Raw genomic sequence first — 26,997 nt, 5'->3', positions numbered from 1 at the left:
GCCAATCCGCCAATCCGCCAATCCGCCAGTCCGCCAATCCACGGCACGCGAGAAGCGCGAGGCCGGGACCGCCGCGTCGCCGGCGCGATCAGCGCGGGTAAATCGCGCCCAGTACGCGCGGACCGGCGGCGCCGGTCACGGTCGGCATGTTGCCCGGCGCGCGGCGCAGGCATTGGCGCGCCAGCCAGGCAAAGGCGAGCGCCTCGACCTGCAGGACCGGCACGCCGAAATCGTCCGAAGTCTGCACGGTGACGCCGGGCAGGGCGGCCGCCAGGCGCGCCATCACGAAGCCGTTGCGGGCGCCGCCGCCGCAGACGATCAGGCGCCGCGCGTCCGGCGCATGGCGGCGGATATCCCGGGCGATCGCTTCGGCGGTCAACGCCGCCAGCGTGGCCTGCACGTGCTGCGGGTCGCGTTCGGCGTCCTGCAGTTGCGCGTCCAGCCAGGCCGGATGGAACAGGTCGCGGCCGGTGCTCTTCGGCGGGGTTTGCTTGAAATAGGGCTCGTCGAGCAGCCGCGCCAGCAGCGCTTCGTCGATGCGGCCGCCGGCCGCCCAGTCGCCGTTGGCGTCGAAGGGCTGGCCGCGATGGCGCGCGATCCAGTGGTCCAGCAGCGCATTGCCCGGGCCGCAGTCGAAGCCGATCACCGGCCCGCCGTCGCCCGGCAGCACGCTGATATTGGAGATGCCGCCGATATTGCAGACCACGCGGGTCTCGCCGGCCAGGCCGAACAGCGCTTGGTGCACGGCCGGCACCAGCGGCGCGCCCTGTCCGCCCGCGGCGATATCGCGGCTGCGGAAATCGGCAATGACGTCGATCCCGGTCAGCTCGGCGAGCAGCGCCGGATGCTGGCTCTGGCGCGTATAGCCGATGCCGTCGTAGCGGCCGGGACGATGGCGGATGGTCTGGCCATGCGCGCCGATCGCCGCCACGGCGTCGGCCTGCACGGCGGCCTCGCGCAACAGCGCCGCCACGCACTCGGCATAGACGCGCGCCAGCGCATTGGCGGCCAGCGCCTCGCGATGGATCTCGTCGTCGCCCGGCTGTTGCAGCGCGCCGAAGGCGGCGCGCAGGTCGTCGGGGAAGGGTTGGTGGCTGGCCGCGAGGACCCGGGGCTGCGCCCCGGCGAAGTCCACCAGCACGCCGTCGGCCCCGTCCATGCTGGTGCCGGACATCAGGCCGATCAGGAGTTCGGGGCGCGTGGCGGACATCGCGGCGTGGGGCGGTGCGCTCGGTGCCGCGTCAGTTGCCGTTGGAGGCGACGTTGTAGGTGCGCAGCGCGTTGATCCGGCTCAGCATGTCGCTGGTGTAGCTCAGGAACTGCTGGCGCGCGCGTCCGGTCAGCGCCGGCGATTCCATCAGCGTGATCGTCAGCGGGTTCTGCGGCACATCGTTGTGGCGGAACTCGTAGTGCAGGTGCGGGCCGGTGGCCCAGCCGGTCGAGCCGACGTAGCCGATCAGCTGCCCCTGCATCACGCGCTGCCCTTGCTGGACGCCGGCAAAGCGCGACAGATGCGCGTAGTAGGTCGAGTAGCCGTTATGGTGCTTGATCACCACGATATTGCCGTAGCCGTTCTGCTGGCCGACGAAATCGACTTCGCCGTCGCCGGTGGCGAACACCTTGGTGCCCGTCGGCGCGGCGAAGTCCACGCCCTTGTGCTGCTGCCACTGGTGGTGCAGCGGGTGATCGCGGCCGCCGAAGCCCGACGACATCCGCGAGAACTCGACCGGCGAACGCAGGAACGGCCGCTTCATGCTGCGTCCGTCGAATGTGTAGTAGGCGCCGTTCTTGCCGTCCGGCGCGTACCACAGCGCCTGGTGCAGCTGGTTGCGGTTGATCAGTTCGATCGCGACCACGCGGCCGTTGCGCACGAAGGCGCCGTCGCGATAGCCCGATTCGTAGACGATGCGGAAGCGGTCGCCCTTGACGATGTCGTGGTGGAAGTCGATCACGCCCGAGAAGATCGAGATCATCTGGTCGACCACTTCGTCCGGCACGTTGGCCGCGTCCATCGCCTTGAAGAAGCCGCCCGTGCCGATCGTGCCCGAGCCCATCTCGTAGTGCAGCTCGTTCTTGACGACCTCGATGCGGGCCTTGTAGTCCGGATCGGCCAGGTCGCCGGCGCGCTCGATCACCAGCTGGCGCGAGATCGAGACGTCGCCGCCCATGTTGGCCTGCAGTGAGACCAGCAGATTGCTCTGGTCGACTTCCGCCTGCACGATCTGGCCCGGTTCGAGCTTGAACAGGCCGCGCGCGGTCGGGTTCTTGTGGATGAAGGCCTGCGCGTCGGGGTCGTCCACGCCGAGCCGCTTGAGCAGCGTGGCGATGGTGTCGCCGCGCTGCATGCGCTCCTGGCGTACGAAGGTGGCGCTGGTATCGGTCAGGCGCTCGAGCTGGTCGCGCAGGTCGGGCAGGCGCATGCCCTGGACCACGCGGGGCGCGTCGGGATCGTCGTAGGCGGTGCGCGGTGCGACGCCCATGGCGGCGGCCATGCCGAGCGTAAAGACGGTCGCGACCGATGCCGTCAATTGCTTGCGGCGGCGCGCATGCAGCGCATGGGTCGGATCGACGAGCACCACGAGCTCACGCGCGAAAACTTCGCGGAGTCTGGACCACATCACGTAAAATTCTGCCTTGGTTCGGGCTCCGCTGCCGCGACGATCTGTGCGTGTCTGCCTTCCTCCCCCGAGGTGCGGCGCGGGCTGTCTTTCGTTTGCCGCCTACAATGGCGGTTGGCCTACGGGATGGCTCCCGGCCGGCCGAATCGGCGGATTATACCAAAAACTTCCCCGGTGTCCGCCCGAATGTTCATGTATTTCAACGACTTAAGTCATGACCGACGTATCCTCCGGCGCCGCGACCTCCTATCCCCCTGACACCGTCCGTGATGCACGCGCTGGAAGTGTCCAAGCGCGGCTGCGACGAACTGCTGATCGAATCCGAATGGCTGCAGAAGCTGGCGCGTAGCGAAGCGACCGGCGTGCCGTTGCGGATCAAGCTGGGCCTGGATCCGACCGCGCCGGACATCCACATCGGCCACACGGTCGTGCTCAACAAGATGCGCCAGCTGCAGGACCTCGGCCATCACGTGATCTTCCTGATCGGCGACTTCACCTCGACCATCGGCGATCCGTCCGGCCGCAACAGCACCCGGCCGCCGCTGACGCGCGAACAGATCGAAGCCAACGCGCAGACCTACTACCGCCAGGCCAGCCTGGTGCTCGACCCGTCCAGGACCGAGATCCGCTACAACAGCGAGTGGTGCGACCCGTTGGGCGCGCGCGGCATGATCCAGCTCGCCGCCAAGTACACCGTCGCCCGCATGATGGAGCGCGACGACTTCACCAAGCGCTACCGGTCTGGGATTCCGATTTCGGTCCATGAGTTCCTTTACCCGCTGATGCAGGGCTACGACTCGGTTGCATTGAAGTCCGATCTGGAGCTCGGCGGTACCGACCAGAAGTTCAATCTGCTGGTCGGCCGCGAGCTGCAGAAGGAATACGGCCAGGAGCCGCAGTGCATCCTGACCATGCCGCTGCTGGTCGGCCTGGACGGCGTCGAGAAGATGTCCAAGTCCAAGGGCAACTACGTCGGCGTGACCGAGCCGCCCAGCGAGATGTTCGGCAAGCTGATGAGTATCTCGGACGACCTGATGTGGCGCTACTACGAATTGCTGTCGTTCCGCCCGATGTCCGAGATCGACCTGATGAAGCAGGAAGTGGCGCTCGGCCGCAACCCGCGCGACTGCAAGGTGATGCTGGCGCAGGAGATCGTCACGCGCTTCCACAGCGCGGCCGATGCCGGCAAGGCGCTGGAGGACTTCAACCACCGCGCCCGCGGCGGCGTGCCCGACGACATCCCCCGAAGTCAGCCTGTCCGGCGCGCCGATCGGCATCGCGCAGCTGCTCAAGCAGGCCAACCTGGTGCCGTCGTCGTCCGAGGCCAACCGCAATATCGAGCAGGGCGGCGTGCGCATCGATGGCACCCAGATCAGCGACAAGGCGCTGAAGGTCGAGGCCGGCACCTATGTGGTCCAGGTCGGCAAGCGCCGTTTCGCGCGCGTGACGCTGTCCTGAGGCGGCCCCGATGATCGCGTTGATCCAGCGCGTGGCGCGAGCCAGCGTGACGGTCGATGGCCGGGTCACCGGCGAGATCGGTGCCGGCCTGCTGGCGCTGGTCTGCGCCGAACGCGGCGACACCGAGGCCGAGGCCGAGCGCCTGCTGGCCAAGCTGCTCGGCTATCGCGTGTTCTCGGATGCCGCCGGCAAGATGAACCTGCCGGTGCGCGACATCGACGGCCAGGGCACGCCCGGCGGCCTGCTGGTGGTGTCGCAGTTCACGCTGGCGGCCGATACCAACAGCGGCACGCGGCCCAGCTTCACGCCGGCGGCCTCGCCCGAGGACGGCCGCCGCCTGTACGAGCATTTCGTCGCCCGCGCGCGCGCCGCCCATCCCGAGGTGCAGACCGGGGAGTTCGGCGCGATGATGCAGGTCAGCCTGGTCAACGACGGCCCGGTCACGTTCTGGCTGCGGGTGCCGCCACCGTCGCCGCCGTCCCCGTCATCCACGCCGCCCCGCGCGGCCAACCCTTGAGCGCAAGGAGACAAGCATGAGACTCTGGAGCAACGCCTTTGCCGACATGGCGCCGATTCCCGGCGAGTTCGCCTTTGCCGTGCCGGATGCCGCCAACCACATCACGCTGTCCGGCAACCGCAACCCGGACCTGCACTGGGAAGGCGCGCCGTCCGGCACGCGTTCGTTCGTGCTGATCTGCCACGACCGCGACGTGCCCAGCCGCGGCGACGACGTCAACCAGGAAGGCCGCGAAGTGCCGGCGAGCCTGCCGCGCGTGGACTTTTTCCACTGGGTGCTGGTCGACATCCCGCCGGGGCTGACGACGATTTCGGCCGGCTCGCACAGCGACGGCGTGATCGCGCGCGGCAAGCCCGGTCCGGAGGCGACCGGCGGCACCGCTGCCGCGGGCGGCCTGCGCCACGGCGTCAACGACTACACCGGCTGGTTCGCCGGCGACAAGGACATGGCGGGCGACTACTACGGCTACGACGGCCCGTGTCCCCCGTGGAACGACGCGATCGTGCACCACTACGTGTTCACGATCTATGCGCTGGATCTGGACCGGCTGCCGCTCGAAGGCCGTTTCACCGGCGCCCAGGTGCGCGAGGCGATCGAAGGCCACGTGCTCGACCAGGCCAGCCTGACCGGCACCTATACCCTGAACCCGAAACTGGCGGCGCAGCAGCCGGCCGGCTGACGCCGCAGCAGCACCAACATCAAGAATCAGCGCGCACCCGGCGCGCGCGAAGGAAACGGCATGACGTTCACGCCCGGGCCGCAGTCGCTGCTGGCCATCACCCATCTGATCGTGATCCGACACGGCGAAACGGCCTGGAACCGCGAACGGCGGCTGCAGGGGCAGCTCGATATCCCGCTGAACGACACCGGCCACGCGCAGGCTCGCGCGCTGGCCGGCTCGCTGGCGGGCGAACCGGTCGACGCGATCTATTCGAGCGACCTGTCGCGCGCGATGCAGACCGCGGCGCCGCTGTCCGAGGCGCTGGGCGTGCCGGTCCAGTCCGAGCCGCGCCTGCGCGAGCGCTGCTACGGCACGCTCGAGGGCATGACCTATGCCGAGGTCGCGCAGCAGCGGCCGGAGGACTTCGCCCGCTGGCAGGCGCGCGTGCCGGACTACGCGCCGCCGCAGGGCGAGTCGCTGCGGGACTTCCACGAGCGCGCCGTCGAGGTGGTGCTGGCGCTGGTGCGCCGCCATCCGGGCGAGCGCATCGCGCTGGTCGCGCATGGCGGCGTGCTGGATTGCCTGTATCGCGAGGCCACCGGCATGACGCTGGAAGCGCCGCGCGAGCACGAACTGCTCAATGCCAGCGTCAATCGCCTGCGCAGCGACAGCCATCGGCTGACCGTGGCGCAATGGGCCGACGTCAGCCACCTGGCTACGCTCACGCTGGACGAGGTCGATCGGCGCGTGCCGTGACTTTCGGCAGCGCCGATTCCGGTCGGCGCTATCCTCCGGCGCTGTTCCGCGGCGTTATTCCCCCGGCGTTATTCCCCGGCGCTATTCAGGAGCGCAACTTCCAGCGCTGTGCCGCGGCGCTATTGCGGAGCGTGATCCCCCCACGCTATACCCGCAGCCGGAACGGCGTGAAGTCGGTGTCGCGGTCGTACCAGTCCTCGTCCTCGGCGCGCTTCAGGAACGCCACCACCCGATAGGTGACCGGCGTCATCACGACCTCCCAGCCGGTCTTCAGCACGTACTGCGCGACCGCCACCTGCACCACCTTCTCCAGCGGCCAGATGCCGTAGAACGCGATCACGTAGAACAGCGACGAGTCGACCAGCTCGCCGGCCAGCGTCGAGCCGATCGTGCGCGTCCACAGCCAGCGGCCGCGCGTCCACAGCTTCATCTTGGCCAGCACGTAGCTGTTGGTGAAGCTGCCGCAGCAGAAGGCGATCAGCGAGCCCAGCGCGATGCGCCAGGTATTGCCGAACACGTCCTCCAGGCTCTTCTGATAATCGGCCATGAACGGCGCCACCGGCATCGACAGCACCACCAGGCTCATGAAGGTCGCGAAGGCCAGCGCCGCGAAGCCGGCCCACACCACGCGCCGGTCGCGGCCATAGCCGTAGACCTCGGTCAGCACGTCGCCGAAGATGTACGAGACCGGGAAGAACAGCACGCCGGCGCCGAAGGTCACCGGGCCGATCCAGGGCAGCGTGACATGCGCCGCCTTGGCCGCGCCGATCAGGTTCGAGCACAACAGCACGGTGACGAAGGCCACCATCACCAGATCGTAGTAGCGGTAAACGCGGCCGGTGCGCGGCGCGGCGCGGGTTGTGGTCATGGTGTTCCCTGGTTTTTTGCTGGCGATTATGCCAGCAGCGGGGAGAGCGGGTTGGCGGGGGGTTGGAGGCCCCTGGGGGCTCAGGGGCCCTTGGGCATCTGGATCTATGGGGTCTGGGGCCTTGGGTCTCTGGGGCTCTGGCCGGTGCCGCCGTGCCAGCTGGCGCCGCATGCGAACGCGAGGCCTCAGGTGTATCGTTGCGGCATTCCTCGACCGCCCAGCAACACGGAGCCCACCGCCATGACCTGGTCCTCCAATCAATACCTGCAATTCGAAGACGAGAGAACGCGCCCGGCGCGCGAGCTGATCGCCGCCGTGCCGACGCAAACCGTCCGCAGCGCCATCGACCTGGGCTGCGGCCCCGGCAATTCGACCGAGGCACTGGCCGCGCGCTATCCCGACGCGCGGATCGTCGGCCTCGACAGCTCGCAGGACATGATCGACGCCGCCCGCAAGCGGCTGCCGCAGTTCCAGTTCGAGCTCGGCGATATCAGCGCCTGGCGCGATCCGGGGCCGTACGATCTGGTGCTCGCCAACGCCGCGCTGCAATGGGTGCCTGACCATGCCGGGCTGTTTCCGTCGCTGGCGCAGCGCCTTGCGCCCGGCGGCAGCCTGGCGGTGCAGATGCCCGACAACCTCGATCAGCCGACCCATCGGCTGATGCGCGAGGTCGCGGCCGACGGGCCGTGGGCGCAGGCCTTGTCGCAGGCCGCGGCCGCGCGTACCACGCTGCCGCCGGCGAGCTGGTACTACGAACTGCTGCGGCCGCATTGCGCGCGCGTCGACATCTGGCGCACGACGTATCACCACACGCTGGCGGGCGCGCCGGCCGTGGTCGAATGGCTGAAGGGGAACGGGGCTGCGGCCTTTCCTGGAGCCGCTGGACGCCGGGCAGCGGGAGGCCTTCCTGGCGCGCTACACGGCCGCGATCGCGCAAGCCTATCCGGCGCAGGTCGATGGGGTGGTGCTGCTGCCGTTTCCGCGGCTGTTCATCGTGGCGACGCGATGATGCCGCGGCGTCAGGGCTTGCCGGCGGAGCCGTTGGTGGAGTCGTCGGCCGGATCGTTGGTGGAGTCGTTGGCGGGATCGTCGGCCGGATCGTCGGCGGAGGCGTCGCCCGCCGAGCCGGCGAGCGCAGCCGCGCAATAGGCGGCGATCGCGTCGAGCACGCTGTCGGCCTCGCCGACCGCCGCCGCGCTGCGGATCCGGATGCCGGGCAGCCGCGCGCGGCAATCGTCGAGCAGCGCCGGCAGGTCGCGGCGCAGATGGCCGCCCTGGCCGAAAAACACCGGCACCACCAGGATGTCGTCGATCTGCTGCGCGGCCAGCTGCGTCAGGGTGTCCGGCAGGTCCGGCGTCATCAGTTCAAGAAAGGCCAGCCGGACAGCGCAGTCGGGCAGCATCGCGGTCAGCCGCGCATGCAGCCTGTCGAACGGCTCGCGCCAGCGCGCATCGCGCGCGCCGTGGGCGAACAGCACCAGCGCCTGGCGGGCCGGCTTGTCGCTGGTCAGGTCGGCGCGCGATGCCATCGCTCAATGCCGGTCGACCCAGCGCAGCGCCGTCAGCGCGACCAGCAGGTACAGCGTGCCGGGCAGCAGCGCGGAAACGATCGGCGGCCAGGTGTGCAGCAGGCCCACGTGCGAGAACAGCGTGTTCGACAGGTGGAAGGACAGGCCCAGCATGATGCCGCCGAACACCTTGATGCCGACCGCACCGGCGCGTGCGTGCAGATAGGCGAACGGCAGTGCCAGCGCCATCATCACGAACAGCGTCAGCGGATAGACCGCCTTCTTCCAGAACGCGATCTCGTAGCGCTGTGTGTCCTGCTTGTTGTCGCGCAGATGGCGGATATAGCGGAACAGGTCCAGCGTCGACATGCGCTCGGGCGTCACCAGCAGCACCGAGAGGATCTGCGGCGTCAGCTCCGAGTGCATCGTCATGTCGGGAAAGCTCTTGCGCTCGGCCCGGAATGCCGGCGCCAGCCCGTCGCGCTGCGCGCCGGCCGGCGGCGGCGCTTCGGCGAAGCGGGTTTCCGTGACCTTGGACAGCTGCCACGACTGGTCGCCGCGGTAGCGCCCTTCCTCGGCGACGCGGATCACGCTGAGGCGATAGTCGCCGTCGAATTCGTAGATCGTCACGCCATTGATGGTCTGGTCCGGCTTCAGGCCCGCCACGTTGACGAAGCGGGTCAGCTCGCCGCCGGTGGCCGGATCCTTGCCGCGGTCCTTGACCCAGACGCCCGAGCGGAAGCCCGACGACACCGTCGCCCCCCAGCGAATCGAGCTTGACCTTCTGCGCGTATTGCTCGGTCTTCGGCCCGATGAACTCGCCGAACAGGAACGTCGCGATCGCCAGGGGAATCGCCAGCTTGAACAGCGAGAACAGCGCCTGCCGCGTATTGAGGCCGGCCACCCGGAAGATCGTGTATTCCGATTGGCTGGCCAGCTGCGAGAACACATAGATCGCGCTGATCAGCGCCGCGATCGGCAGCACCTCGTAGATCCGCGTCGGCGCCTGCAGCACGACGTGGAAGAAGGCGACCAGCGAGGTGTAGCCGGCCGTCACGTTCTCCAGCTCGTTGAGCATGTCGAAGAACACGAACAGCGCCAGCACCGCGAACAGGATGAACGCGAAGACGCCGTAGATCAGCCGGCCGAAGTAGCGCTCGTAGACGTGCAGCACCCTCATGCCGGGTCTCCCTGCGGGGTGCGGCGGCGCAGCCCGAACACCGCGCGCCAGCCGCCGAGGCTGTAGCGCTGGCGGTAGCGGAACAGCATCACCGCGCCGAGGAAGGCGAGCAGGTGGAACGGCCACCAGGCGAGCCCGAACGGCAGCGAGCCGGAGCGGACCCAGGCCTGCGACAGGTTGATCAGGTTGCTGTAGGTCAGGTAGATCAGCACGGCGAACACCAGCGGCGTATAGCGGCCCAGCCGCGGGTTGACATAGGCCAGCGGGATCGCGATCAGCACGAAGTTGAAGGCCAGGATCGGCAGCGACAGCCGCCAGATCAGCTCGCCCAGGTTCTCATTGGTCGGATTGCGCAGCAGCTCGATGGTGTCGCGGCTCTTGACCGGCAGGTTGGCGTCGCTTTCGGGCGGCTTGCTGTCGACCTTGACCGCATAGCGGTCGAATTCGACGATGCGGTAGTCCAGCTTGCCCGGGGTGCCGGCGTAGCGGCGGCCATCCTCCATCACCACCAGCCGGTCGCCGTTGGGCATGGTTTCGAACTGGCCCTGATGGGCCAGCGCCACGCCGACCTTGCCGGCCTCGGCATTGGCCACGAAGACATTGCGCGCATGGCGCATATCGCCGTCGATGCTCTCGATGAACAGCACGTAGTTGCCGTTGGCCGGCTCGATGAAGCGGCCGGCGGCAATCATCGACAGCACGCCGCGCTGCTGGAAGCGGTCGCGGAACAGCGCGCTCTGCTGGTTGGCCCAGGGCCAGGCGAAGGCGCCCAGGAACAGCGCCAGCAACACGAAGGGCGCCGCGAACTGCAGCACGGGCTTGATGAAGTCGCGCAGGGACAGGCCGGCCGAGAACCAGACCACCATCTCGGAGTCCTTGTACCAGCGCGTCAGCACGATCAGCGTGGAGATGAACAACGTCGCGCACAGCAGGATCGCCAGGTAGCCGAGGGCGGCCAGGCCGATCAGCATCAGCACGTCGTTGGGGCTGGCACGGCCGGTGGCGGCCATGCCGAGAATACGGATCACGAGCGAGGTCAGCATGAAGGTCAGCATGACCAGGAACACCGCGCCGGCGGTGTAGGCGAGCTCGCGTCGCAGGGCTTGTTGAAAAATCATGCGATGTCGGTTCCGGGCTGCCGGCCAGCGCGGCGGCGGCGCACGCCGGCGGCTGACGGAGGGTACGGCGTCAGCGCTGCAGGCCAGCGGCGGCCAGTCGCTGCGGAAGTGACTGCCAAAAGTTCGCGAAGCAAAATCGCGGATAATGGAGGCTTTCGTTCTACACGAGCCCCTGGAAGGAAGCGCGATGGAATTTAGCACAAAAGCCCTGGATTTGAGCAAAGCGGGCCAGAATGGTTTCCTGGCGACCAAGACCGACTGCCTGGTGGTCGGTGTGTTCGAGGGCCAGAGTCTGGACGGCGTCGCCAAGGCGCTGGACGCCGCGACCCGGGGCCTGGTGGCTAGATTGATCAAGCTCGGCGACTTCGAAGGCAAGCGCAATTCGCAGCTGGTGCTGCACGAGGTCGCGGGCATCGGCGCCGCGCGCGTGCTGCTGGTCGGCCTGGGCAAGGAGTCGGAGTTCGGCGACAAGGCCTTCGCCGATGCGGTGCGTACCGCATTGCGTGCGTTGAGCGGCACGCGTGCCGCCAATGTCCTGTGGTGCCTCGCACAGCCGGCACCGCGTGCGGCCGGGCAGGGCGCCGCCGAGGCCGCGACGCGCGATATCGCCTGGCGCGTGATCACCACCGTCACGCTGATCCGCGAGGCGGGCTACCGGCTGCTGGAGCGCCATCCCGAACTGAAGCGCAACGGCGCCAAGAACAACGACAAGGCTCTGGGCCTGCGCAAGGTCGTGCTGGCGGTCGATGCGGCCGAGGCCAAGGCGGCGAACCAGGCCGTGGTGCGCGGCGTGGCGATCGCCAACGGCATGGAGCTGACCAAGGACCTGGGCAACCTGCCTTCCAATATCTGCACGCCCACCTACCTGGCCGATACCGCGCGCTCGATCGCGCGCCGCTTCAAGCTGAAGGTCGAGGTGCTGGGCCGCAAGCAGATCGAGGCGCTGAAGATGGGCGCCTTCCTCGCTGTCACCAAGGGCACCGCCGAGCCGCCGCAGTTCATCGTGCTGCGCTACGACGGCGGCGGCGCGCGCCAGGCGCCGGTGGTGCTGGTGGGCAAGGGCATCACCTTCGATACCGGCGGCATCTCGCTGAAGCCCGGCGAGGGCATGGACGAAATGAAGTACGACATGTGCGGCGCCGCCTCGGTGCTCGGCACGCTGCAGGCGGTGGCCGAGATGGGCCTGAAGCTCAATGTCATCGCCGTGGTGCCGACCTGCGAGAACATGCCGAGCGGCACCGCCACCAAGCCGGGCGACGTGGTGACCAGCATGTCGGGCCAGACCATCGAGATCCTGAACACCGATGCCGAGGGGCGCCTGATCCTGTGCGACGCGCTGACCTATGTCGAGCGCTTCAAGCCGGCCGCCGTGATCGACGTCGCCACGCTGACCGGCGCCTGCATCATCGCGCTGGGCCATGTCAACACCGGCCTGTACGCGCGCAGCGACGCGCTGGCCGACCAGTTGGTGCAGGCCGGTCGCAAGGCGATGGACGGCGCGTGGCGCATGCCGCTGGACGACGAGTACCAGGACCAGCTCAAGTCCAACTTCGCCGACATGGCGAACATCGGCGGCCGCCCGGCCGGCAGCGTCACGGCCGCCTGCTTCCTGGCGCGCTTTGCCGACAAGTACGACTGGGCCCACCTGGACATCGCCGGCACCGCGTGGAAGAGCGGCGCGGCCAAGGGGCGCCACCGGCCGCCCGGTGCCGCTGCTGACGCAATTCCTGATGGACCGCGCAGGCTGATCCTCAACACCCATGACGCGCATCGACTTCCACAGCAACGTGCCGGACAAGCTCGGCTATGTCTGCCGGCTGATCCGCAAGGCGTACGGAGCAGGGCAGAAGATCGTCGTGCATGCCGAGCCCGCGGTGCTGGCGCGGCTCGATGCGCAGCTGTGGACCTTCTCGGCGCTGGATTTCCTGCCGCACTGCGGGCTCGACAGCCCGCACGCGGCGCAAACGCCGATCGTGCTGGCCGCCGCGCTCGACGCGGTGCCGCACCACGAACTGCTGATCAATCTCGATACGAAGATCCCGCTGCAGTTCGCCAGCTTCGAACGCATGATCGAAGTGGTCGGCGGCGACGCCGACGATCGCGCCGCGGGGCGCGAACGCTATCGCCAATATCGCGAGCGGGGCTATCCGCTGATGCACCACGATATCGGGCAACGCAATCAGGGCGAGGGTGCCGGCGCCTAGCTTCGGCTTCCCTGGCGCGGCGTAGCGCGGCCCCTCCCACGCTCTGTCCGAACGCTTTGCTTCAAGCGCTCCCCTTCGAACGGTCGCCTTCTAACGCTCCCCTCGAACGCTCCCTTCGAACGCTTCCTATAGTGGTCTCCGCCAGTTAACTTCCCAGCATTTCAGGCAAGCACCGTAGCCCATAGGCTGGCAACTTACGGCATCGGCTTTCGCCGTGTCCCGTTGTCCCTCCTTCAGGTGTCATTGCCAAATGCTCGACTACTCCGCTCGCCAGCCGCGGCCGCGTCCGCCGCGCCATTCAGGCCGAACCCCGGTCGATCGCCATGCTGCCGATCATGCCGGCCGCTATCCGCCGTACGGTCCTCTGCGCTATCCCACCGGCCATTCCCGCATCCCGCACGGACACGACGGTCATGACGTCCACCTGCCGTGCCGCCTGCCAGGGCCGACCTGCCTCGACGTACGCGAGCCCGGTGACGGGGCGAATGGGGACGGGCTGCGAACGCCCGGCCGTCATCACGACGCCTCGTACAAGCTGGTGTTCGCGTTTCGCGAGGTCGTCCGCGACCTGATCCGCGACTTCATCTCGGATCCGTGGCTGCAGACGGCCGACTTCGATTCCATGGAGATGGTGCCGACGCACCATGTCTCGGACGGCCTGCGCGTGGGCCTGAACGATGTGGTCTGGCGGGTGCGCGTGCCGGGACAGCAGCAGCCGGTCCACCTGCTGATCGAGTTCCAAAGCAGCAACGACCCGCATATGGCCGCGCGCATGCTGGCCTACGTCGGCATGTTCTATCGCGATGCCAGCCGGCGCTGCCGCGGCCGGGGCCGGCACCGCTATCCGCTGGTATTCCCGATCGTGCTTTACAACGGCACCGAGCGATGGCGTGCGCCGACGGACATTGGAGCAATGATTCCGGTCGTACCGGGCCGCGTCGCAGATCATCAGCCCAGGCTGCAGTACTGCCTGATCGACCGCAGTGCCTATACCGAATCGGAACTGGCAACGCAGCGCAACCTCGTTGCCGTGCTGATGCGACTCGAACACGCGACGACGGTGGATGCCGTGTTTGCGCCGTTGCGGCTTGCCAGGGAACTGGCGCAAGGCAATGCCGCGCTCGACACGGCGCTAGCCGCATGGGTCGTGGCGCGAGCCGCCAACTACAGCGCGTCCGCGCTGGATCTTAACGAAGTGCACAACCTGATGGAGCTGGATATGGAACTGTCGCAAGGCTATGGAAAGTGGGCGCGCCGGTTGGAGCGCGACATCACGCGGAAGGTCAAGGCCAAGCTCGAGGCCGAAGTAAGGGCAGAGCTATTGATCAAACAGCTCGACCATCGCTTCGGTCCCTTGCCCGAGGACATCGCCGCCAAGGTGCTTTCCGCCTCGGTGCAGCAGATCGAGGAGTGGGCGCGTCGCGTGCTGTACGCCCAACGCCTCGATGACGTGTTCCTCTGCTAGCCGAAGGCCGTCCCGCCGGCGCCCGGGTCGCGGCGCATTTCGCGCGATCGCGACCCTCCAACTCCCCGACGCTTCACTGGCGGATCAGCGTCGATTTCCCGAACAGACTCTCGAGAAAATCCACCATCAGCCGAGCGGTCTGGTTGCGGACGTCGCAAGCCGGATTGAGTTCGAGCACGTCGAGCGATCCGAGCCGGCCGGTGTCCGCGATCATCTCCATGCAAAGCTGCGTTTCGCGATAGGTCGGGCCGCCCATCACCGTCGTGCCGACGCCGGGCGCGATGCTGCAGTCGAGGAAGTCCACGTCGAAGCTGACGTGCAGATGGGTGTTGTCGTCGATGCCGGCGAGCGCGTTCTGCATGGTATGGCGCATGCCGTTCTCGTCGATGTAGCGCATGTCGAAGACCACGAGGTTCAGGTCGCGCAGCCGCCGTTTCTCTTCGGCGTCGACGCTGCGGATGCCGACCTGCCGGATATGCTCGGGCTTGACCGCCGGCACCGTGCCGCTCAGCGAGATCAAGGGCGCAGGGCCATCGCCGCACAGGCATGCGACCGGCATGCCATGGATGTTGCCGCTGGGACTGGTGGAGCCGGTATTGGCGTCGGCGTGCGCGTCCAGCCAAAGCACCAGCAGCTTCTTGCCGGTGTCGCGGCAATGGCGCGCGGCCGCACTGATCGAGCCGATCGCCAGGCAATGGTCGCCGCCGAGCAGCAGCGGAAAGCGTCCGTCCCGCAGGCAGCCGTAGCAGGCATCGAACACGCCGCGGTTCCACGCCACCACTTCGTCGAGATGCCGCATGCCGTCGATCGGCTGATGCCAGGGATTGGCGGGACCGGACAGATTGCCGCCATCGACGACGTCGAGCCCATTGCGCTGCAGGGCGCCGGCGATATCGGCGACGCGCATCGCCTCCGGTCCCATCGATGCGCCGCGCGTGCTGGCGCCGACATCGGTAGGCGCGCCAATCAACATCACTGTCTTCATGGTCCCTCCTTGCGGTATCGAAGGCCGCCGGTGCCCGCGCGTTGTCGGGGCCGCCGACCACCGGGCCATGATACCGCCCGAAGGGCCGCTCAGCCGGGCATGGCCTGCGGGTCGTATTGCGCGGCGAACTCGGGCGAGGGCGGAATCGGCTTGATGATGTCGATCAGTACGCCGTTGGGATCGGCGGTGATGAAGTGCCGCTGGCCGAAGGCCTCGTCGCGCAGCGCCAGCCGGATCGGCAGGCCGGCCTGCTGCAGCTGCGCGTACAGCGTGTCGACGTCCTCGACCTCGAAGTTCAGGATGGTGCCGGCCACCGGTGCGCGGCTGCCCGCGGGGATGGTCTCGTGCCGGTAGTCGAGCACGGCCAGATTGACGCCGGCATCGTCGGCCGACTGCAGATGCCAGTACCAGTCGCTGGAGAACAGCGCCTTGAAGCCGAAATGCCGTTGGTAGAAGGCCGCCGTGACTGCCACATCGGCGGTCTGGATGACGGGGTAGAAGCTGGTGATCTTCATGACGGACTCCGTTCGGTGCGGCCGCTTGGGGAAATGGCCAGATGACATTAACATGCAGTCTGTATCTTTTTGGTGTTATAACATACAGGCTGTATGTATGCAAAGAAAAATGCCACGCACCAACCGTGAACGCACCGAGGCCACGCGCGGCGCCTTGCTGGCGGCCGCGCGCGCGCTCTTTGTCGACAAGGGGTATGCGGACACCTCGACCCCGGAGATCGTCGCGGCGGCCGGCATCACGCGCGGCGCGCTCTATCACCACTTCGAGGACAAGCGCGCGCTGTTTCGCGCGGTGCTGGAGGAGGAGGCGAAGGCGGTGGCCGACGAGATCGAGCGCGTGGCGCCCGCCACCCGTTCGCCGCGCAAGGCGCTGATCGCCGGCAGCGAGGCCTATCTGGACGCGATGACGGTGGCCGGACGCACCCGGCTGCTGTTGGTGGACGGTCCGGCGGTGCTCGGCGCCGGCGAAAGCCTGGCGCTGGACCAGGCCCACGCCGGCCGCACGCTGCGCGAGGGGCTGGCGGCGGCGCTGGGCCCGCGCCTGCCGCCGCCGCTGACGGTGGATGCGCTGGCCACGTTGCTGTCGGCGGCGTTCGACCGGGCCGCGCTCGCCATCGATGCCGGCGACGATCCGGCCGCAATCCGCGCCGCGATGGTCAGGCTGATCGAGCGGACCGTGGCGGCGGGCTGAACGGCGCCGCGTGGACGCAGAACCAAACGCCAAGCAAGACGCCAAGCAAGACGCCAAACCAAGCGCCAAGCCAAGCGCCTAACAAAAAAGCCTGCGATCGCTCGCAGGCTTCCTTGGCTGGCCAACCCGTCATCCCCGCGAAGGCGAAGACCCAGTGGCGTTCGACGACGCAGGGGTCCCTCGTTCGCGGGAATGACATCGAGGCTCAGTCCGTGACCGCGCCCTTGCTGGCCGTCGACGCCAGCTTCGAGAACTTGGCCAGCACGCCGCGCGTATAGCGGGGCGTCGGCTGCTTCCAGGCGGCACGGCGGCGCGCCAGTTCCTCGTCGCTGACGTTCAGCTGCAGCAGCAGCTTGTGCGCGTCGATCGTGATCGAATCGCCTTCCTGCACCAGGGCGATGGTGCCGCCGACAAACGCTTCCGGCGCGACGTGGCCGACCACCATGCCCCAGGTACCGCCCGAGAAGCGGCCGTCGGTGATGAAGCCCACGGACTCGCCCAGGCCCTTGCCGATGATCGCCGAGGTCGGCGCCAGCATTTCCGGCATGCCGGGGCCGCCCTTCGGTCCGAGATAGCGCAGCACCAGCACGTCGCCGGCCTGGATCTTGTCGGCCAGGATCGCGTCCATCGCGCTCTGCTCGTCGTCGAACACGCGCGCCGGGCCGGTGATGACCGGGTTCTTCAGCCCGGTGATCTTGGCCACCGCGCCTTCCTCGGCCAGGTTGCCCTTCAGGATGGCCAGATGGCCTTCCTTGTACAGCGCCTTGTCGATCGGCAGGATCACGTCCTGGTCGGCGCGCGGCTGGTCGGCCACGTGCTCCAGTTCCTCGGCCAGCGTGCGGCCGGTGATGGTCAGGCAATCGCCGTGCAGCAGGCCCGCGTTCAGCAGGATCTTCATCACCTGCGGAATGCCGCCGGCGCGGTGCAGGTCGGTGGCGACGTACTGGCCCGACGGCTTCAGGTTGCAGATCACCGGCACCTTGCGGCGGATGCGCTCGAAATCGTCGATGGTCCATTCGACCTCGGCCGCATGCGCGATCGCCAGGTAGTGCAGCACCGCGTTGGTCGAGCCGCCGGTCGCCATGATCAGGCTGACGGCGTTCTCGATCGACTTGCGCGTGATGATGTCGCGCGGCTTGATGTCCTTCTTGATCGCCTCGACCAGCACGCGCGCCGATTCGGCGGCGCTGTCGACCTTCTCCTGGTCGGGGTTGGCCATCGTCGACGAATACAGCAGCGACATGCCCAGCGCCTCGAACGACGAGCTCATCGTGTTGGCGGTGTACATGCCGCCGCAGGAGCCGGTCGACGGGCAGGCATTCTTCTCCACGCCCTCGAAGTCCTCCTGGCTCATCCGGCCGGCCGTGAACTCGCCCACGGCCTCGAACGAGGACACGATGGTCAGATCCTTGCCCTTCCAGTTGCCCGGCTTGATGGTGCCGCCGTAGACGTAGATGCCCGGCACATTGGTGCGCGCCAGCGCGATCATGCCGCCCGGCATGTTCTTGTCGCAGCCGCCGATGACGACCACGCCGTCCATCCACTGGCCCTGCGCGGCGGTCTCGATGCAGTCGGCGATGACCTCGCGCGAGATCAGCGAGTACTTCATGCCCTCGGTGCCCATCGACATGCCGTCGGAGATGGTCGGCGTGCCGAAGATCTGCGGATTGGCGCCGGCGCTCTTGATCGCCTCGACGGCGGCGTCCGCCAGGCGCTGTAGGCCGGCGTTGCACGGCGTGATGGTCGAGTGGCCGTTGGCGATGCCGACCATCGGCTTGTCGAAGTCTTCCTTCTGGTAGCCCAGCGCGTAGTACATCGAGCGGTTGGGCGAGCGCGCCACGCCTTGCGTGATGTTCTGCGAGCGGTTGTTGTATGCCATGCGTATCTCTCCGGGGACTGGCGTGGCGCCCGGGCGGGCGCCGCTGTAGTTGTGGCCGACAGCATGCCGTTTGCGTTTTGCAGTGTCAAATATATTATTCGTGCTGTATTGAGTCGTTTTGCCTATTACAAAACGTGTCACGGAAGGGGGCGATCGCCGGGAATCGAAGGCGATTGACGCCCTCGCCGCACCGGGAGCCCGCGTGGATCTGCGCCAGTTGCGCTATTTCGTTACCGTCGCCGAGGAACTGCACTTCGGCCGCGCCGCCGCGCGCCTGGCCATGACGCAGCCGCCGCTGTCGCAGCAGATCCAGGCGCTGGAGGACGAGATCGGCGTGCAACTGTTCGTGCGGACGCGGCGCTCGGTGGCGCTGACCCCGGCCGGCCAGCAGTGGCTGCCCGAAGTGCGGCGGGTGCTGGCCGACGCCGCCAGCCTGCCCGCGCTGGCGCAGCGGCTGGCCCGCGGCGAAATCGGCACGCTGTCGCTGGCCTTCGTCAGCACCGCGGACTACGGCATCCTGCCCGATCTGCTGCGGCGCTTTCGCGCGCGGCATCCCGAGGTCCAGCTGCAGCTGCGCGAGGCCACCAGCGATATCCAGCTCGATGCGCTGGCCGAGGGCCAGATCGACGCCGGACTGGTGATCCGCCCGCAGATGCCGGCCTTGCCGCATGGCTTGTCGTACCTGCCGCTGGTGCGCGAGCCGCTGGTGCTCGCCGTGCCGCAGGACTGGCGCGCGCCGGGACGGCGTGGCGGCGCCGCGCAGCCGGATGTGGTTGCGCTGGCCGATTTCGCGCACGAACCGTTGATCCTGTTTCCGCGCCGAAGCGCGCCGGCATTTCATGACATCATTACCGGTTACTATGCGCGCGACGGCTTTGCCCCGGTGATCGCGCAGGAAGCGATCCAGATGCAGACCATCGTCAGCCTGGTGTCGGCCGGCATCGGCGTCGCGCTGGTGCCGGCCTCGCTATGCAACCTGCGGCGTACCGGCGTGTCGTATCTGACGTTGCGCGGCGCGGTGCCGGAGATCGAAACAGGCCTGGCCTGGCGCGACAACGGCGCGGCCGGGCCCAGCCCGGTGCTGCGCTCGTTCATCGAGATCGCATCGGCGCTGGCGCCGGCCGCGCGCCCGGGAAGCGGCGCATCGAAGCGCCGTGCCACCGCGTCCGAGCCGAATCCCGGGCCGAATCCCGGGCCGAATCCCGGGCCGAATCCCAGGCAGAAGCCGAAGCATTGATGCCGACGCCGATCCCGACGCTGACCCCGATTCCATCCATCCCACCAACCCCATCCGACAACGCCAAGCGATAGACCCGCATGCTGATCCATCCGAACTTCGATCCCATCGCCATCCATCTGGGCCCGCTGGCGATCCGCTGGTACGGGCTGATGTACCTGGCCGGCTTCATCATGTTTATGTGGTTCGGCCGCATCCGGCTGCGCCAGCCGCAGGTGGCGGCGCAGGGCTGGACCGCGCGCGATATCGACGACCTGCTGTTCTACGGCGTGCTCGGCGTGATCCTCGGCGGGCGCCTCGGCTACGTGCTGTTCTACAAGCCGTCCTTCTACCTGTCGCACCCGCTCGACATCTTCAAGGTGTGGGAGGGCGGCATGGCCTTCCACGGCGGCTTCCTCGGCGTGGTGATCGCGATGTGGGTGTTCTCGAAGGTGCGGGGCCGGCATTGGATGGAAGTGACCGACTTCATCGCGCCGATGATTCCCTGCGGCCTGGCCGCCGGGCGCCTGGGCAACTTCATCAATGGCGAGCTGTGGGGCCGTCCGACCGATCTGCCTTGGGGCATGGTCTTTCCGCAGGCTGGCGACAATATCGCGCGCCATCCGTCGCAGCTGTACCAGTTCGCCGGCGAGGGCGTCGCGCTGTTCGTGATCCTGTGGCTGTTCGCCCGCCATCCGCGGCCGATGGGGGGCGGTGTCCGGCGCCTTCCTGCTGGGCTATGGCGTGTTCCGCTTCCTCGCCGAATTCGCGCGCGAGCCGGACAACTTCCTCGGCCTGCTGGCGCTGAACTTCTCGATGGGTCAGTGGCTGAGCCTGCCGATGATCGTGGCGGGCGCGGCGATGATGTGGTGGGCGTATCGGCGCCAGCCGCAGCTGTCGGCCTGACCTTGGGCTGATATCGACCTGATAGCAGCCCGATAGCGGCCTGATAGCGGCCTGATAGCGGCCTGATAGCGCCCGAAAGCGGCCGGCGTCAGCCCAGCTTCCACTTCCAGCGTGCCCGGCCTTTCGAGGCCGCTCTGGCACGCCCGTCCCGACCGCTGCCGTCGCCCGACAGCAGCGACGGGGCAAACCGCTCCAGGTGCGATCGCATCATCTGCTCGATCATCGGGTCCTTGCGCCCCTGCGCATTCAGCCGTCGAATCAACCGCCACGCCGGTTTCAGCAGATAGACGCAGGCTTGCGGCGGCAGCAGCGGGAACACCCTGTCAAAATTGCCGATGGTGTTCAGATCCTTGTTTCGCACGGCCACCTCCAGGCCCGTTTCGTTGTCGGCCGAGCGCGCGCACATCAGCGAAGCGAGAAGCAGGGGCGGCAACGACGACAAGGCGGCGGCATACGCCGGCGGCGTATTGAAACTGCCGTGCTTGCACGCGTGATAGAGCGCCGAGGTCCCGTCCGGCATGGCGGCCGCCAGCATGGCGTAGTGATGGTCGCTGGGCACCAGCGCCTGCAGCAATTCCAGAAATGGCCGGAACATCTCGGTGCGGCCGGCCTTCACGGCGTAACCGAAGGCCGTCGTGCCGCAGTCCGCCTGCGACCGCAGCAGGCGAATCCGCTGCTCCAGCGGAAGATCGGCGATCAGTTCCCCAAACAGCCTCGCCGACGATGGCAGCCCGTGCGACATGATGTCGTAGAACAGCTGAGTCGAGCGGTTCGTGCTCAGCCGCTGGATGCGTTCATGCCCGGGCAGCGCGCGCAGTGCCGGTGCCATCTGACGGACCGCGTCCTCGCAGCCATAACGCAGCAGGTACCACAAGGCATCGGCAGTGAGAGGCGGCAGCGCACCCGACAATTGCCGCGGCTGCTCGGGCAGGGTCACGTCGATCTCGCGCAGCTGCCGCAGCGTCGCCATGTCGAGCTCGACCATCAGCATGGCGTCCACCGTGTTCAGCGTCTGGCCTTGCCGGAGGAATGGATCGTAGTCGCGCGCGAACGCGGTGAAGCATCGCGCCTCCAGCTCGCATACCGCTTCCATGTCGTCGAAGCGCGCTTCCAGATGCGTGGCGGTGATGTTGGGATCGTAGAAGGCGACGACGTAGCGGGTTCGATGCGGCTCGCGCAGGATGCGCAGCCCGACGGCCATTGCGTGATCGGGTGTCAGGATCAGCAGGGTCGTGGCCGGTTCGTCACGGCGCTCGAGTTCGGCCAGGCGCGCGGCGAACTCCTTGCCCCAGTCTCCGATCATCACCACACGCAGCTTGCCGAGCTGCACGGCGTTCGGTACCACCCTGTAGTCATAGCTCAGCGGGACGTTGTCCCGCAGTGCCTGTGCGGTCGCCAGCCTGGAGTAGTCGGGACCGTGCGGCAGGCCATCGATGAACAGGCCAAGCCAGAAGACGGCCAGATGGCGGCAGGCAATCGGCCCGGACGGGCGTCCACGCGAGAAGGAGACCAGGCCATTGAGCCGCACGCAGGGGTTGGTGCCGCGTGGCCAGCGGAACCGATCCTCGAACAGTTCACTGCGTCTGTCGGCCAGCAGCGCCGCCAGCGCCTGCCGTTGCGGCTCCGCAGCCGTTTTGCTGCGGACATGGAGCCGCCCATTCTCCCAACGGATCCGGAAGCGATCGCTTCCACATTGCAGCCACCCGCCATGGGCTTGCATTAGCCGCCGCAGGTCACGGTTGCGCAGCGCCTCCGGGACTGCGCATTGCACCACGACGGGTTGTTTCGTGGGGGGGAGGGGCGAGGAACACGATGTTCTCCGGGAGAGGGCGGGCGAAAAGCATGCGGCCACGGCGTGGCATGGCTCAAGAGACATGTGTCACTTATCGCGAGTTGCCTGACGATTTATGAAAGCCTTTGCACATAATTTGAGCGAACCTGCGGCGCATCGGCGATCGCTTCCCGGCCGACGTCACGACCCGACTGAAATCCATCGTCTTTCGTCCGCGCCGTCGTTCTGGCGGCCGTCGCCTTCGCTCCCCAATTCGTTCAGCCGCCCGCTCCCGGATTCATCATGCCGTCCCTGTCCGCTCCTGCCATCGCCACCGTTCTCTTTCCGTCGCTGACTCCCGGCATCCGAGACGATGTCGGCAAGCGGCCCGGCTCATCCTCCCCCCGAGGCGCCCGTCGCCACGGTCCCGCAGGCGGAAGGCGCGATCGGCGACACGGTGAGGGCGGACTGCGCACAGCATCTGCGTCGACTGAAAAGGACGATTGACGCGCTGGCCCTTCCGGCCAGCCAGAAGCAGCCACTGAGACAGCAACTCGATGCGTGCGACAAGGAGCTGGGGGCGTTGCTGAACACGGCACGGGACATCGTGCAGCTCGAGCATCGTGCCACCATGCCCCGGGAGGCCGACCCGCAGGCGCAGGAGCGACACCTCGCCGTGGTCATGGCACGCAACCTGAAGCTGGCGACGCAATGCCAGGCTCTGATGCAAAGGCTTCAGTCGCTGCAGGACGACATCGCGCCCCATGTGCAAAAGCGCAGCGTCGGCAAGGCCATCGCGCTCGCCGTGGGTGCACTGCTCGGCATTGCCGGTGCCGTCACGCTGGCGGTGATCCTGTGGCCGGTGGCCGTGACCGGCGTTGCGCTGGGCGGCTCCCTTCCTGCTGACGGCGGCGTGTGCGGCGGGAACCGGTGCATCGGCCGCCGTGGGCGTGCTTGCCACGATCTTCGGCGCAGGGGAAGTGTTCGCCAAGCCCGAGGCCTACCGCCACTTCCCTGACCGGCAGCCGGATCTCGCCGAAGTGGTACGCCAGCTTGGCAACCGGATGAGCGGTTGGCTCGAAGCCAATTCCGACTTCTCGGAGCCGCTGGCGCGCGACGTGCTGGAGGAGCTTTGTGGCGGCGAGATCGGGGCGGCTCTCTTTTGCGCGGAAGTGCAGGGCAGCGAGTTGTGCGAGGCGGCCAGGCGCCTGGTCGACCATGTTGGCGAGCGAGCGCGGGCGCAGACTGGACTGGCGCGCACCGTATCGTCGCGGCCGGTCGTCCTCGACCGGAGCGCGGCCGATGCACCTGACAACGTGCCCGACGACGTGCCCGCCAACGCGCCCGAGGACGTGGCCGGCAGCCACGACAGCGATTGGCACGAAGCGCTGGACAACGATCAGATGATCGAACAGCTTTGGTACCGCCTGGGCTTTGAGCGGAAGAATCCGCCGAGCACGGTGGATTGCACCGCGGAGGCGGCGTCGGCGGACGAGTCGGTCGACAATGCGGGCGATAGCGCCAGCGATCGCACATTGAGCCGAACCGTATCCACCTCGAGCATTGGGTCGTACAACACGGTGGACATGGAAGAGGGCCCGGACGGGTTGGGCGATGCGTCGGCCTATGGTCTTGGGAAGAGCGAGAGCGCCTCGCAGGCCCTTCCCGCCGCTGTCGCCGCTGCCGCCGCTGATGACAACGCGGTCCCGGCAGCGATCTCCGCAGTGCAAGCCGTGCAGGCGCCGCCGGACGGCGTGCAGTCACGGTGGGAGGAGAGCCGGGCCTGGGCGGAGAGCCGGGTCCGCACCGCTGCGCGATACGTGCAGCACCTCTCGACGACACTCACGCAGCCCTATCCGGAGCGGATCGAGGGGGCCGAGCACAAGAAGGACGTCATGGTCGAATATCTCTGCGCCTTTCAGCTTCTGGAAAAGGCACGCAGCGAGATGCTCGCGCTGGAGCAGATGGGGGGCCTCCATGCCGACCGCTTCGCCACGGCCAGTGCGATGAATCAGCTGGCCGTCACGATGTATATGGAACGCGGCCGGTTTCTTGGCAATAACGTGACCGGACTGCGTGCGCTGTTCGACGACCACAACAGCATCAGCTTCGACGATTTGCCCAATGCCTCGGAGCGCGCCGCGGCAAGCCAGGCCTGGAACGCGGTCATTGCCCAGGCGGCGGCGCTCGTCCGCCAATTGGACGACGTGTGCGCTTCCGTTTTCCAGCGAACGTTCCGGAACCTGGCGCTCGAGCGAGCCATGCACTTCTTCGCCCAATCCATCGCCGCACGCATCGCGACGATGGAGCGGGAATTGAGGCCCGAGCCGATGAAAGGGCCGAAAGGGTCGTAAGGGCCGTAAGGGCCGTAAGGCCGTAAGGGGGGACGTTACGCGCGGGCGGGCTTCAACGAGCCGCCTTCCGCGATCTTCGCGGCGACGATCTCGCGCAAGGCCTCGGCCACCGCATCGGCGGCGGCGGTCCGCGGCAGCGCACGCGGCCAGCAAAGCGACAGCGTGCGGCCGAGCTCGGGAAGAATCAGCCGTGTCGGCAGGGCATCGTCGTCCGGTTCGCGGCTCAGTGACGACGCGGGCAGGATCGTGCAGGCCAGCCCTTCCCGGGCGGTCTGCAGCAGGATCGGCAGCGAGTCGAGGTCGGCCACGACCTGCAGCCGAATGCCGGCGCCGCTGGCATGCCGCTCCAGCACTTCGCGCAGCCCTTGTGCCCCGCTCGGCAACACCAGCGGGATATCGGCCAGCGCCTTCAGGGCAATGGTTCCTTCCTTGCCGGACTTGGCGCGAAGCCGCTTCGATTGCGCGGGGACCGGCGGCGTGCCGACCAGGTACAGCGCCTCGCTGGCCAACGGCTCCAGTTCCACCGCCCGCGATGGGGTATCGCGAAACAGAATGGCGAAGTCCAGCCGGTTGTTGTTCAGCAGTTCGGCGATATAGCCGCTCATGCTCTCGAACAGCTGCAGCCGGACGCCCGGATAGCGCTGGCGCACCACGCGCACCAGCGGCATGCCGAATGCCGCGGCGGCGGTGGTCGGCAGGCCGATCGCCACGGTGCCGGCGATGTCCGCGCCGGCCACTTTGACGTCGGCGCGCGCCACGTCGATCTGCTTGAGGATCGCGCGGGCGTGCCGGTACAGCGTGCGGCCCGCCTCGGTGGGTTTGACGCCCTTGGCGCCGCGATGCACCAGCGCCACGCCCAGTTCCGCTTCCAGCGACGCCAACTGCTGGCTCAGGGCGGGCTGCGCCACGTGGGCGACCTCGGCGGCACGGGTCAGGCTGCCGTGCTCGACGATCGCGACGAAATAGCGCATGCCCCGGATATCCATGTCCCGCCCCAATGACCCAGTGAAAAGCCGAAGGTATTGATTGTACTTATGGCTGGCTCGCGATTCCGTATTTCCGCGCGCCGGCGATCGCGGCTAGATTGATGCCATCGCCCGCCATCCCGGTCCTCCCATTCCCCTTCGCGAAGCCACTGCCATGACCCGACCGCTTGAAGGCATCACCGTCATCTCCCTCGAACAGGCCATCGCCGCGCCGTTCTGCACGCGCCAGCTGGCAGACCTCGGCGCCCGCGTGATCAAGGTCGAGCGGCCCGGGGCCGGCGATTTCGCGCGCGCCTACGACGATCGCGTGCGCGGCCTGTCCTCGCACTTCGTCTGGACCAATCGCGGCAAGGAGAGCCTGACGCTGGACGTCAAGCACGACGGCGCGGCGCCGGTGCTCGACGCGCTGCTCGCGCGCGCCGACGTGCTGGTGCAGAACCTCGCGCCCGGTGCGGCGGCGCGGCTGGGGCTCGACCATGCCGCGTTGTCCGAGCGCTTTCCGCGGCTGATCGTCTGCGATATCTCGGGCTACGGCGCCGACGGTCCCTATCGCGACAAGAAGGCCTACGATCTGCTGGTGCAGAGCGAGTCGGGCTTCGTCTCGGTGACCGGCACGCCGGAGGAGGGCGTCAAGGCCGGCGCATCGATCGCCGATATCGCCGCGGGCATGTACGCCTACACCAATATCCTGGCCGCGCTGCTCGAGCGCGGGCAGACGGGCCGCGGCAAGCGCATCGATATCTCGATGCTCGAGTCGATGGTCGAGTGGATGAGTTTCCCGCTGTACTACGCCTTCGATGGCGCCTCGCCGCCGCCGCGCGCGGGCGCCTCGCATGCCACCATCTATCCCTACGGGCCGTTCCCGACCGGCGACGGCAAGACCGTGATGCTGGGCCTGCAGAACGAGCGCGAGTGGGCGGTGTTCTGCGAGTCGGTGCTGCAGCAGCCCGAGCTGATCGCCCATCCCGATTACGCCAGCAACAGCCTGCGCAGCGCCAATCGTGCCGCGCTGCGCGAGCGCATCGTCGCGGCGTTCTCGCAGTGGAGCGCCGAAGAGGTCGGCGCGCGGCTCGACGCCGCGAAGATCGCCAACGCGCAGGTCAATACGATGGCCGACGTCTGGGCGCATCCGCAGTTGGCCGCGCGGCAGCGCTGGCGCCAGGTCGACACACCGGCGGGCACCATCCCGGCGCTGCTGCCGCCCGGCATGACGGACGCGCGCATGGATCCGGTGCCGGCCCTCGGCCAGCATACCGACGCGATCCTGGCCGAGCTCGGCATCGCAGGCGAACAGATTGCCGCGATGCGCGCGGCCGGCGCGGTATGACGGCGGAGAACGCG

At 67.9% G+C, this 26,997-nt stretch carries 20 protein-coding genes and 6 pseudogenes; 14 read left to right on the top strand and 12 right to left on the bottom strand.

The features are described from left to right. Positions 1 to 88: 88 nt before the first annotated feature. Together OJJOAM_RS06415 and OJJOAM_RS06410 are read right to left on the bottom strand one after the other, a co-directional pair. Complete coding sequence (locus tag OJJOAM_RS06415) at positions 89 to 1,210, bottom strand: anhydro-N-acetylmuramic acid kinase (RefSeq protein WP_422649256.1); 1,122 nt, start codon at positions 1,208 to 1,210, stop codon at positions 89 to 91. 31 nt (positions 1,211 to 1,241) lie between these two features. Beyond that, positions 1,242 to 2,618 carry a M23 family metallopeptidase gene (locus tag OJJOAM_RS06410; protein ID WP_422649255.1) on the bottom strand — a complete coding sequence of 459 codons (1,377 nt, stop codon included), beginning with the start codon at positions 2,616 to 2,618 and terminating at the stop codon, positions 1,242 to 1,244. Between the two features lie 214 nt (positions 2,619 to 2,832). Between OJJOAM_RS06410 and tyrS the strand changes: the two are divergent. The 4 genes and pseudogenes from tyrS (at position 2,833) to OJJOAM_RS06390 (ending at position 6,010) form a co-directional block, all read left to right on the top strand. Further along, a pseudogene (gene tyrS / locus OJJOAM_RS06405) lies at positions 2,833 to 4,076 on the top strand (tyrosine--tRNA ligase). Between the two features lie 10 nt (positions 4,077 to 4,086). Further along, complete coding sequence (gene dtd / locus OJJOAM_RS06400; RefSeq protein WP_422649254.1) at positions 4,087 to 4,593, top strand: D-aminoacyl-tRNA deacylase; 507 nt, start codon at positions 4,087 to 4,089, stop codon at positions 4,591 to 4,593. 16 nt (positions 4,594 to 4,609) lie between these two features. After that, positions 4,610 to 5,272, top strand: a complete 663-nt coding sequence (locus OJJOAM_RS06395) for a YbhB/YbcL family Raf kinase inhibitor-like protein (RefSeq protein ID WP_422649253.1) — start codon at positions 4,610 to 4,612, stop codon at positions 5,270 to 5,272. 60 nt (positions 5,273 to 5,332) lie between these two features. Next, positions 5,333 to 6,010, top strand: coding sequence for a histidine phosphatase family protein (locus OJJOAM_RS06390; protein ID WP_422649252.1), 678 nt, complete (start codon positions 5,333 to 5,335; stop codon positions 6,008 to 6,010). 145 nt (positions 6,011 to 6,155) lie between these two features. Here the strand turns inward: OJJOAM_RS06390 and OJJOAM_RS06385 are convergent, their stop codons facing one another. Continuing rightward, a complete protein-coding gene (locus OJJOAM_RS06385; protein ID WP_422649251.1) occupies positions 6,156 to 6,878 on the bottom strand; it encodes a queuosine precursor transporter in 723 nt (240 codons plus the stop codon). Positions 6,879 to 7,118: 240 nt separating this feature from the next. Between OJJOAM_RS06385 and tam the strand changes: the two are divergent. Then, a pseudogene (gene tam, locus OJJOAM_RS06380) lies at positions 7,119 to 7,887 on the top strand (trans-aconitate 2-methyltransferase). 112 nt (positions 7,888 to 7,999) lie between these two features. Here tam and OJJOAM_RS06375 read toward each other — a convergent pair. The 3 genes and pseudogenes from OJJOAM_RS06375 to lptF form a co-directional block, all read right to left on the bottom strand. Then, positions 8,000 to 8,407, bottom strand: a pseudogene (locus tag OJJOAM_RS06375) (sirohydrochlorin chelatase); the annotation flags it as partial. Positions 8,408 to 8,410: 3 nt separating this feature from the next. Next, a pseudogene (gene lptG, locus OJJOAM_RS06370) lies at positions 8,411 to 9,566 on the bottom strand (LPS export ABC transporter permease LptG). Next, on the bottom strand, positions 9,563 to 10,684 hold the full coding sequence (lptF, locus tag OJJOAM_RS06365; RefSeq protein WP_422649250.1) for an LPS export ABC transporter permease LptF: 1,122 nt from the start codon (positions 10,682 to 10,684) through the stop codon (positions 9,563 to 9,565). Before lptF ends, lptG begins: the two are co-directional and overlap by 4 nt. Positions 10,685 to 10,871: 187 nt before the next feature. Between lptF and OJJOAM_RS06360 the strand changes: the two are divergent. Further along, a pseudogene (locus OJJOAM_RS06360) lies at positions 10,872 to 12,432 on the top strand (leucyl aminopeptidase). A 12-nt stretch (positions 12,433 to 12,444) separates the two neighbouring features. Then, entirely contained in the window at positions 12,445 to 12,888 is a 444-nt protein-coding gene (locus tag OJJOAM_RS06355) for a DNA polymerase III subunit chi (protein ID WP_422649249.1), read from the top strand. Positions 12,889 to 13,186: 298 nt separating this feature from the next. On the opposite strand, the gene OJJOAM_RS06350 is transcribed toward OJJOAM_RS06355, so the two are convergent. Further along, positions 13,187 to 13,534 (bottom strand): hypothetical protein, encoded by a 348-nt coding sequence (locus tag OJJOAM_RS06350; protein WP_422649652.1) that lies wholly within the window; start codon positions 13,532 to 13,534, stop codon positions 13,187 to 13,189. On the opposite strand from OJJOAM_RS06350, the gene OJJOAM_RS06345 reads away from it, so the two are divergent. Then, positions 13,427 to 14,353, top strand: a complete 927-nt coding sequence (locus OJJOAM_RS06345; protein ID WP_422649248.1) for an Rpn family recombination-promoting nuclease/putative transposase — start codon at positions 13,427 to 13,429, stop codon at positions 14,351 to 14,353. The genes OJJOAM_RS06350 and OJJOAM_RS06345 overlap by 108 nt on opposite strands. 73 nt (positions 14,354 to 14,426) lie before the next feature. Here OJJOAM_RS06345 and rocF read toward each other — a convergent pair whose 3' ends face one another. Together rocF and OJJOAM_RS06335 are read right to left on the bottom strand one after the other, a co-directional pair. After that, positions 14,427 to 15,338, bottom strand: a complete 912-nt coding sequence (gene rocF, locus OJJOAM_RS06340; protein ID WP_422649247.1) for an arginase — start codon at positions 15,336 to 15,338, stop codon at positions 14,427 to 14,429. A gap of 89 nt (positions 15,339 to 15,427) precedes the next feature. Beyond that, the gene (locus OJJOAM_RS06335; protein ID WP_422649246.1) at positions 15,428 to 15,853 is read right to left on the bottom strand and encodes a VOC family protein; all 426 of its coding nucleotides are present in this window, start codon (positions 15,851 to 15,853) and stop codon (positions 15,428 to 15,430) included. A 109-nt stretch (positions 15,854 to 15,962) separates the two neighbouring features. Between OJJOAM_RS06335 and OJJOAM_RS06330 the strand changes: the two genes are divergently transcribed. Continuing rightward, on the top strand, positions 15,963 to 16,544 hold the full coding sequence (locus OJJOAM_RS06330) for a TetR/AcrR family transcriptional regulator (RefSeq protein WP_422649245.1): 582 nt from the start codon (positions 15,963 to 15,965) through the stop codon (positions 16,542 to 16,544). A 205-nt stretch (positions 16,545 to 16,749) separates the two neighbouring features. Here the strand turns inward: OJJOAM_RS06330 and ilvD are convergent, their stop codons facing one another. After that, a complete protein-coding gene (gene ilvD, locus OJJOAM_RS06325) occupies positions 16,750 to 18,423 on the bottom strand; it encodes a dihydroxy-acid dehydratase (RefSeq protein WP_422649244.1) in 1,674 nt (557 codons plus the stop codon). Between the two features lie 202 nt (positions 18,424 to 18,625). On the opposite strand from ilvD, the gene OJJOAM_RS06320 reads away from it, so the two are divergent. Next, positions 18,626 to 19,660, top strand: coding sequence for a LysR family transcriptional regulator (locus OJJOAM_RS06320; protein ID WP_422649243.1), 1,035 nt, complete (start codon positions 18,626 to 18,628; stop codon positions 19,658 to 19,660). 80 nt (positions 19,661 to 19,740) lie between these two features. After that, positions 19,741 to 20,545: pseudogene (gene lgt, locus OJJOAM_RS06315) on the top strand (prolipoprotein diacylglyceryl transferase). A gap of 88 nt (positions 20,546 to 20,633) precedes the next feature. Here lgt and OJJOAM_RS06310 read toward each other — a convergent pair. Then, the gene (locus OJJOAM_RS06310; protein ID WP_422649242.1) at positions 20,634 to 22,319 is read right to left on the bottom strand and encodes a ShET2/EspL2 family type III secretion system effector toxin; all 1,686 of its coding nucleotides are present in this window, start codon (positions 22,317 to 22,319) and stop codon (positions 20,634 to 20,636) included. A 370-nt stretch (positions 22,320 to 22,689) separates the two neighbouring features. Between OJJOAM_RS06310 and OJJOAM_RS06305 the strand changes: the two genes are divergently transcribed. Together OJJOAM_RS06305 and OJJOAM_RS06300 are read left to right on the top strand one after the other, a co-directional pair. Further along, on the top strand, positions 22,690 to 23,334 hold the full coding sequence (locus tag OJJOAM_RS06305) for a hypothetical protein (RefSeq protein WP_422649241.1): 645 nt from the start codon (positions 22,690 to 22,692) through the stop codon (positions 23,332 to 23,334). Further along, complete coding sequence (locus OJJOAM_RS06300; protein ID WP_422649240.1) at positions 23,261 to 24,670, top strand: hypothetical protein; 1,410 nt, start codon at positions 23,261 to 23,263, stop codon at positions 24,668 to 24,670. Before OJJOAM_RS06305 ends, OJJOAM_RS06300 begins: the two co-directional genes overlap by 74 nt. A gap of 35 nt (positions 24,671 to 24,705) precedes the next feature. Here the strand turns inward: OJJOAM_RS06300 and OJJOAM_RS06295 are convergent, their stop codons facing one another. Beyond that, on the bottom strand, positions 24,706 to 25,656 hold the full coding sequence (locus tag OJJOAM_RS06295; protein WP_422649239.1) for a LysR substrate-binding domain-containing protein: 951 nt from the start codon (positions 25,654 to 25,656) through the stop codon (positions 24,706 to 24,708). A 154-nt stretch (positions 25,657 to 25,810) separates the two neighbouring features. Here OJJOAM_RS06295 and OJJOAM_RS06290 point away from each other — a divergent pair, with 154 nt between their 5' ends. Continuing rightward, positions 25,811 to 26,983, top strand: coding sequence for a CaiB/BaiF CoA transferase family protein (locus OJJOAM_RS06290; RefSeq protein ID WP_422649238.1), 1,173 nt, complete (start codon positions 25,811 to 25,813; stop codon positions 26,981 to 26,983). Positions 26,984 to 26,997 lie beyond the last annotated feature (14 nt).

Source organism: Cupriavidus sp. H18C1 (assembly GCF_049311595.1).
Taxonomy (GTDB): domain Bacteria; phylum Pseudomonadota; class Gammaproteobacteria; order Burkholderiales; family Burkholderiaceae; genus Cupriavidus; species Cupriavidus cauae.
This window is presented reverse-complemented; position numbering and strand designations above follow the sequence as displayed.

Coding starts and splice junctions, on each gene's coding strand:
- lptF (WP_422649250.1), bottom strand. CDS start 10,684: ATGATTTTTCAACAAGCCCTGCGACGCGAGCTCGCCTACACCGCCGGC.
- OJJOAM_RS06410 (WP_422649255.1), bottom strand. CDS start 2,618: ATGTGGTCCAGACTCCGCGAAGTTTTCGCGCGTGAGCTCGTGGTGCTC.
- OJJOAM_RS06350 (WP_422649652.1), bottom strand. CDS start 13,534: ATGGTGCGTCGGCACCATCTCCATGGAATCGAAGTCGGCCGTCTGCAG.
- OJJOAM_RS06330 (WP_422649245.1), top strand. CDS start 15,963: ATGCCACGCACCAACCGTGAACGCACCGAGGCCACGCGCGGCGCCTTG.
- OJJOAM_RS06390 (WP_422649252.1), top strand. CDS start 5,333: ATGACGTTCACGCCCGGGCCGCAGTCGCTGCTGGCCATCACCCATCTG.
- dtd (WP_422649254.1), top strand. CDS start 4,087: ATGATCGCGTTGATCCAGCGCGTGGCGCGAGCCAGCGTGACGGTCGAT.
- OJJOAM_RS06415 (WP_422649256.1), bottom strand. CDS start 1,210: ATGTCCGCCACGCGCCCCGAACTCCTGATCGGCCTGATGTCCGGCACC.
- ilvD (WP_422649244.1), bottom strand. CDS start 18,423: ATGGCATACAACAACCGCTCGCAGAACATCACGCAAGGCGTGGCGCGC.
- OJJOAM_RS06335 (WP_422649246.1), bottom strand. CDS start 15,853: ATGAAGATCACCAGCTTCTACCCCGTCATCCAGACCGCCGATGTGGCA.
- rocF (WP_422649247.1), bottom strand. CDS start 15,338: ATGAAGACAGTGATGTTGATTGGCGCGCCTACCGATGTCGGCGCCAGC.
- OJJOAM_RS06385 (WP_422649251.1), bottom strand. CDS start 6,878: ATGACCACAACCCGCGCCGCGCCGCGCACCGGCCGCGTTTACCGCTAC.
- OJJOAM_RS06395 (WP_422649253.1), top strand. CDS start 4,610: ATGAGACTCTGGAGCAACGCCTTTGCCGACATGGCGCCGATTCCCGGC.
- OJJOAM_RS06305 (WP_422649241.1), top strand. CDS start 22,690: ATGTCGGCAAGCGGCCCGGCTCATCCTCCCCCCGAGGCGCCCGTCGCC.
- OJJOAM_RS06355 (WP_422649249.1), top strand. CDS start 12,445: ATGACGCGCATCGACTTCCACAGCAACGTGCCGGACAAGCTCGGCTAT.
- OJJOAM_RS06295 (WP_422649239.1), bottom strand. CDS start 25,656: ATGGATATCCGGGGCATGCGCTATTTCGTCGCGATCGTCGAGCACGGC.
- OJJOAM_RS06290 (WP_422649238.1), top strand. CDS start 25,811: ATGACCCGACCGCTTGAAGGCATCACCGTCATCTCCCTCGAACAGGCC.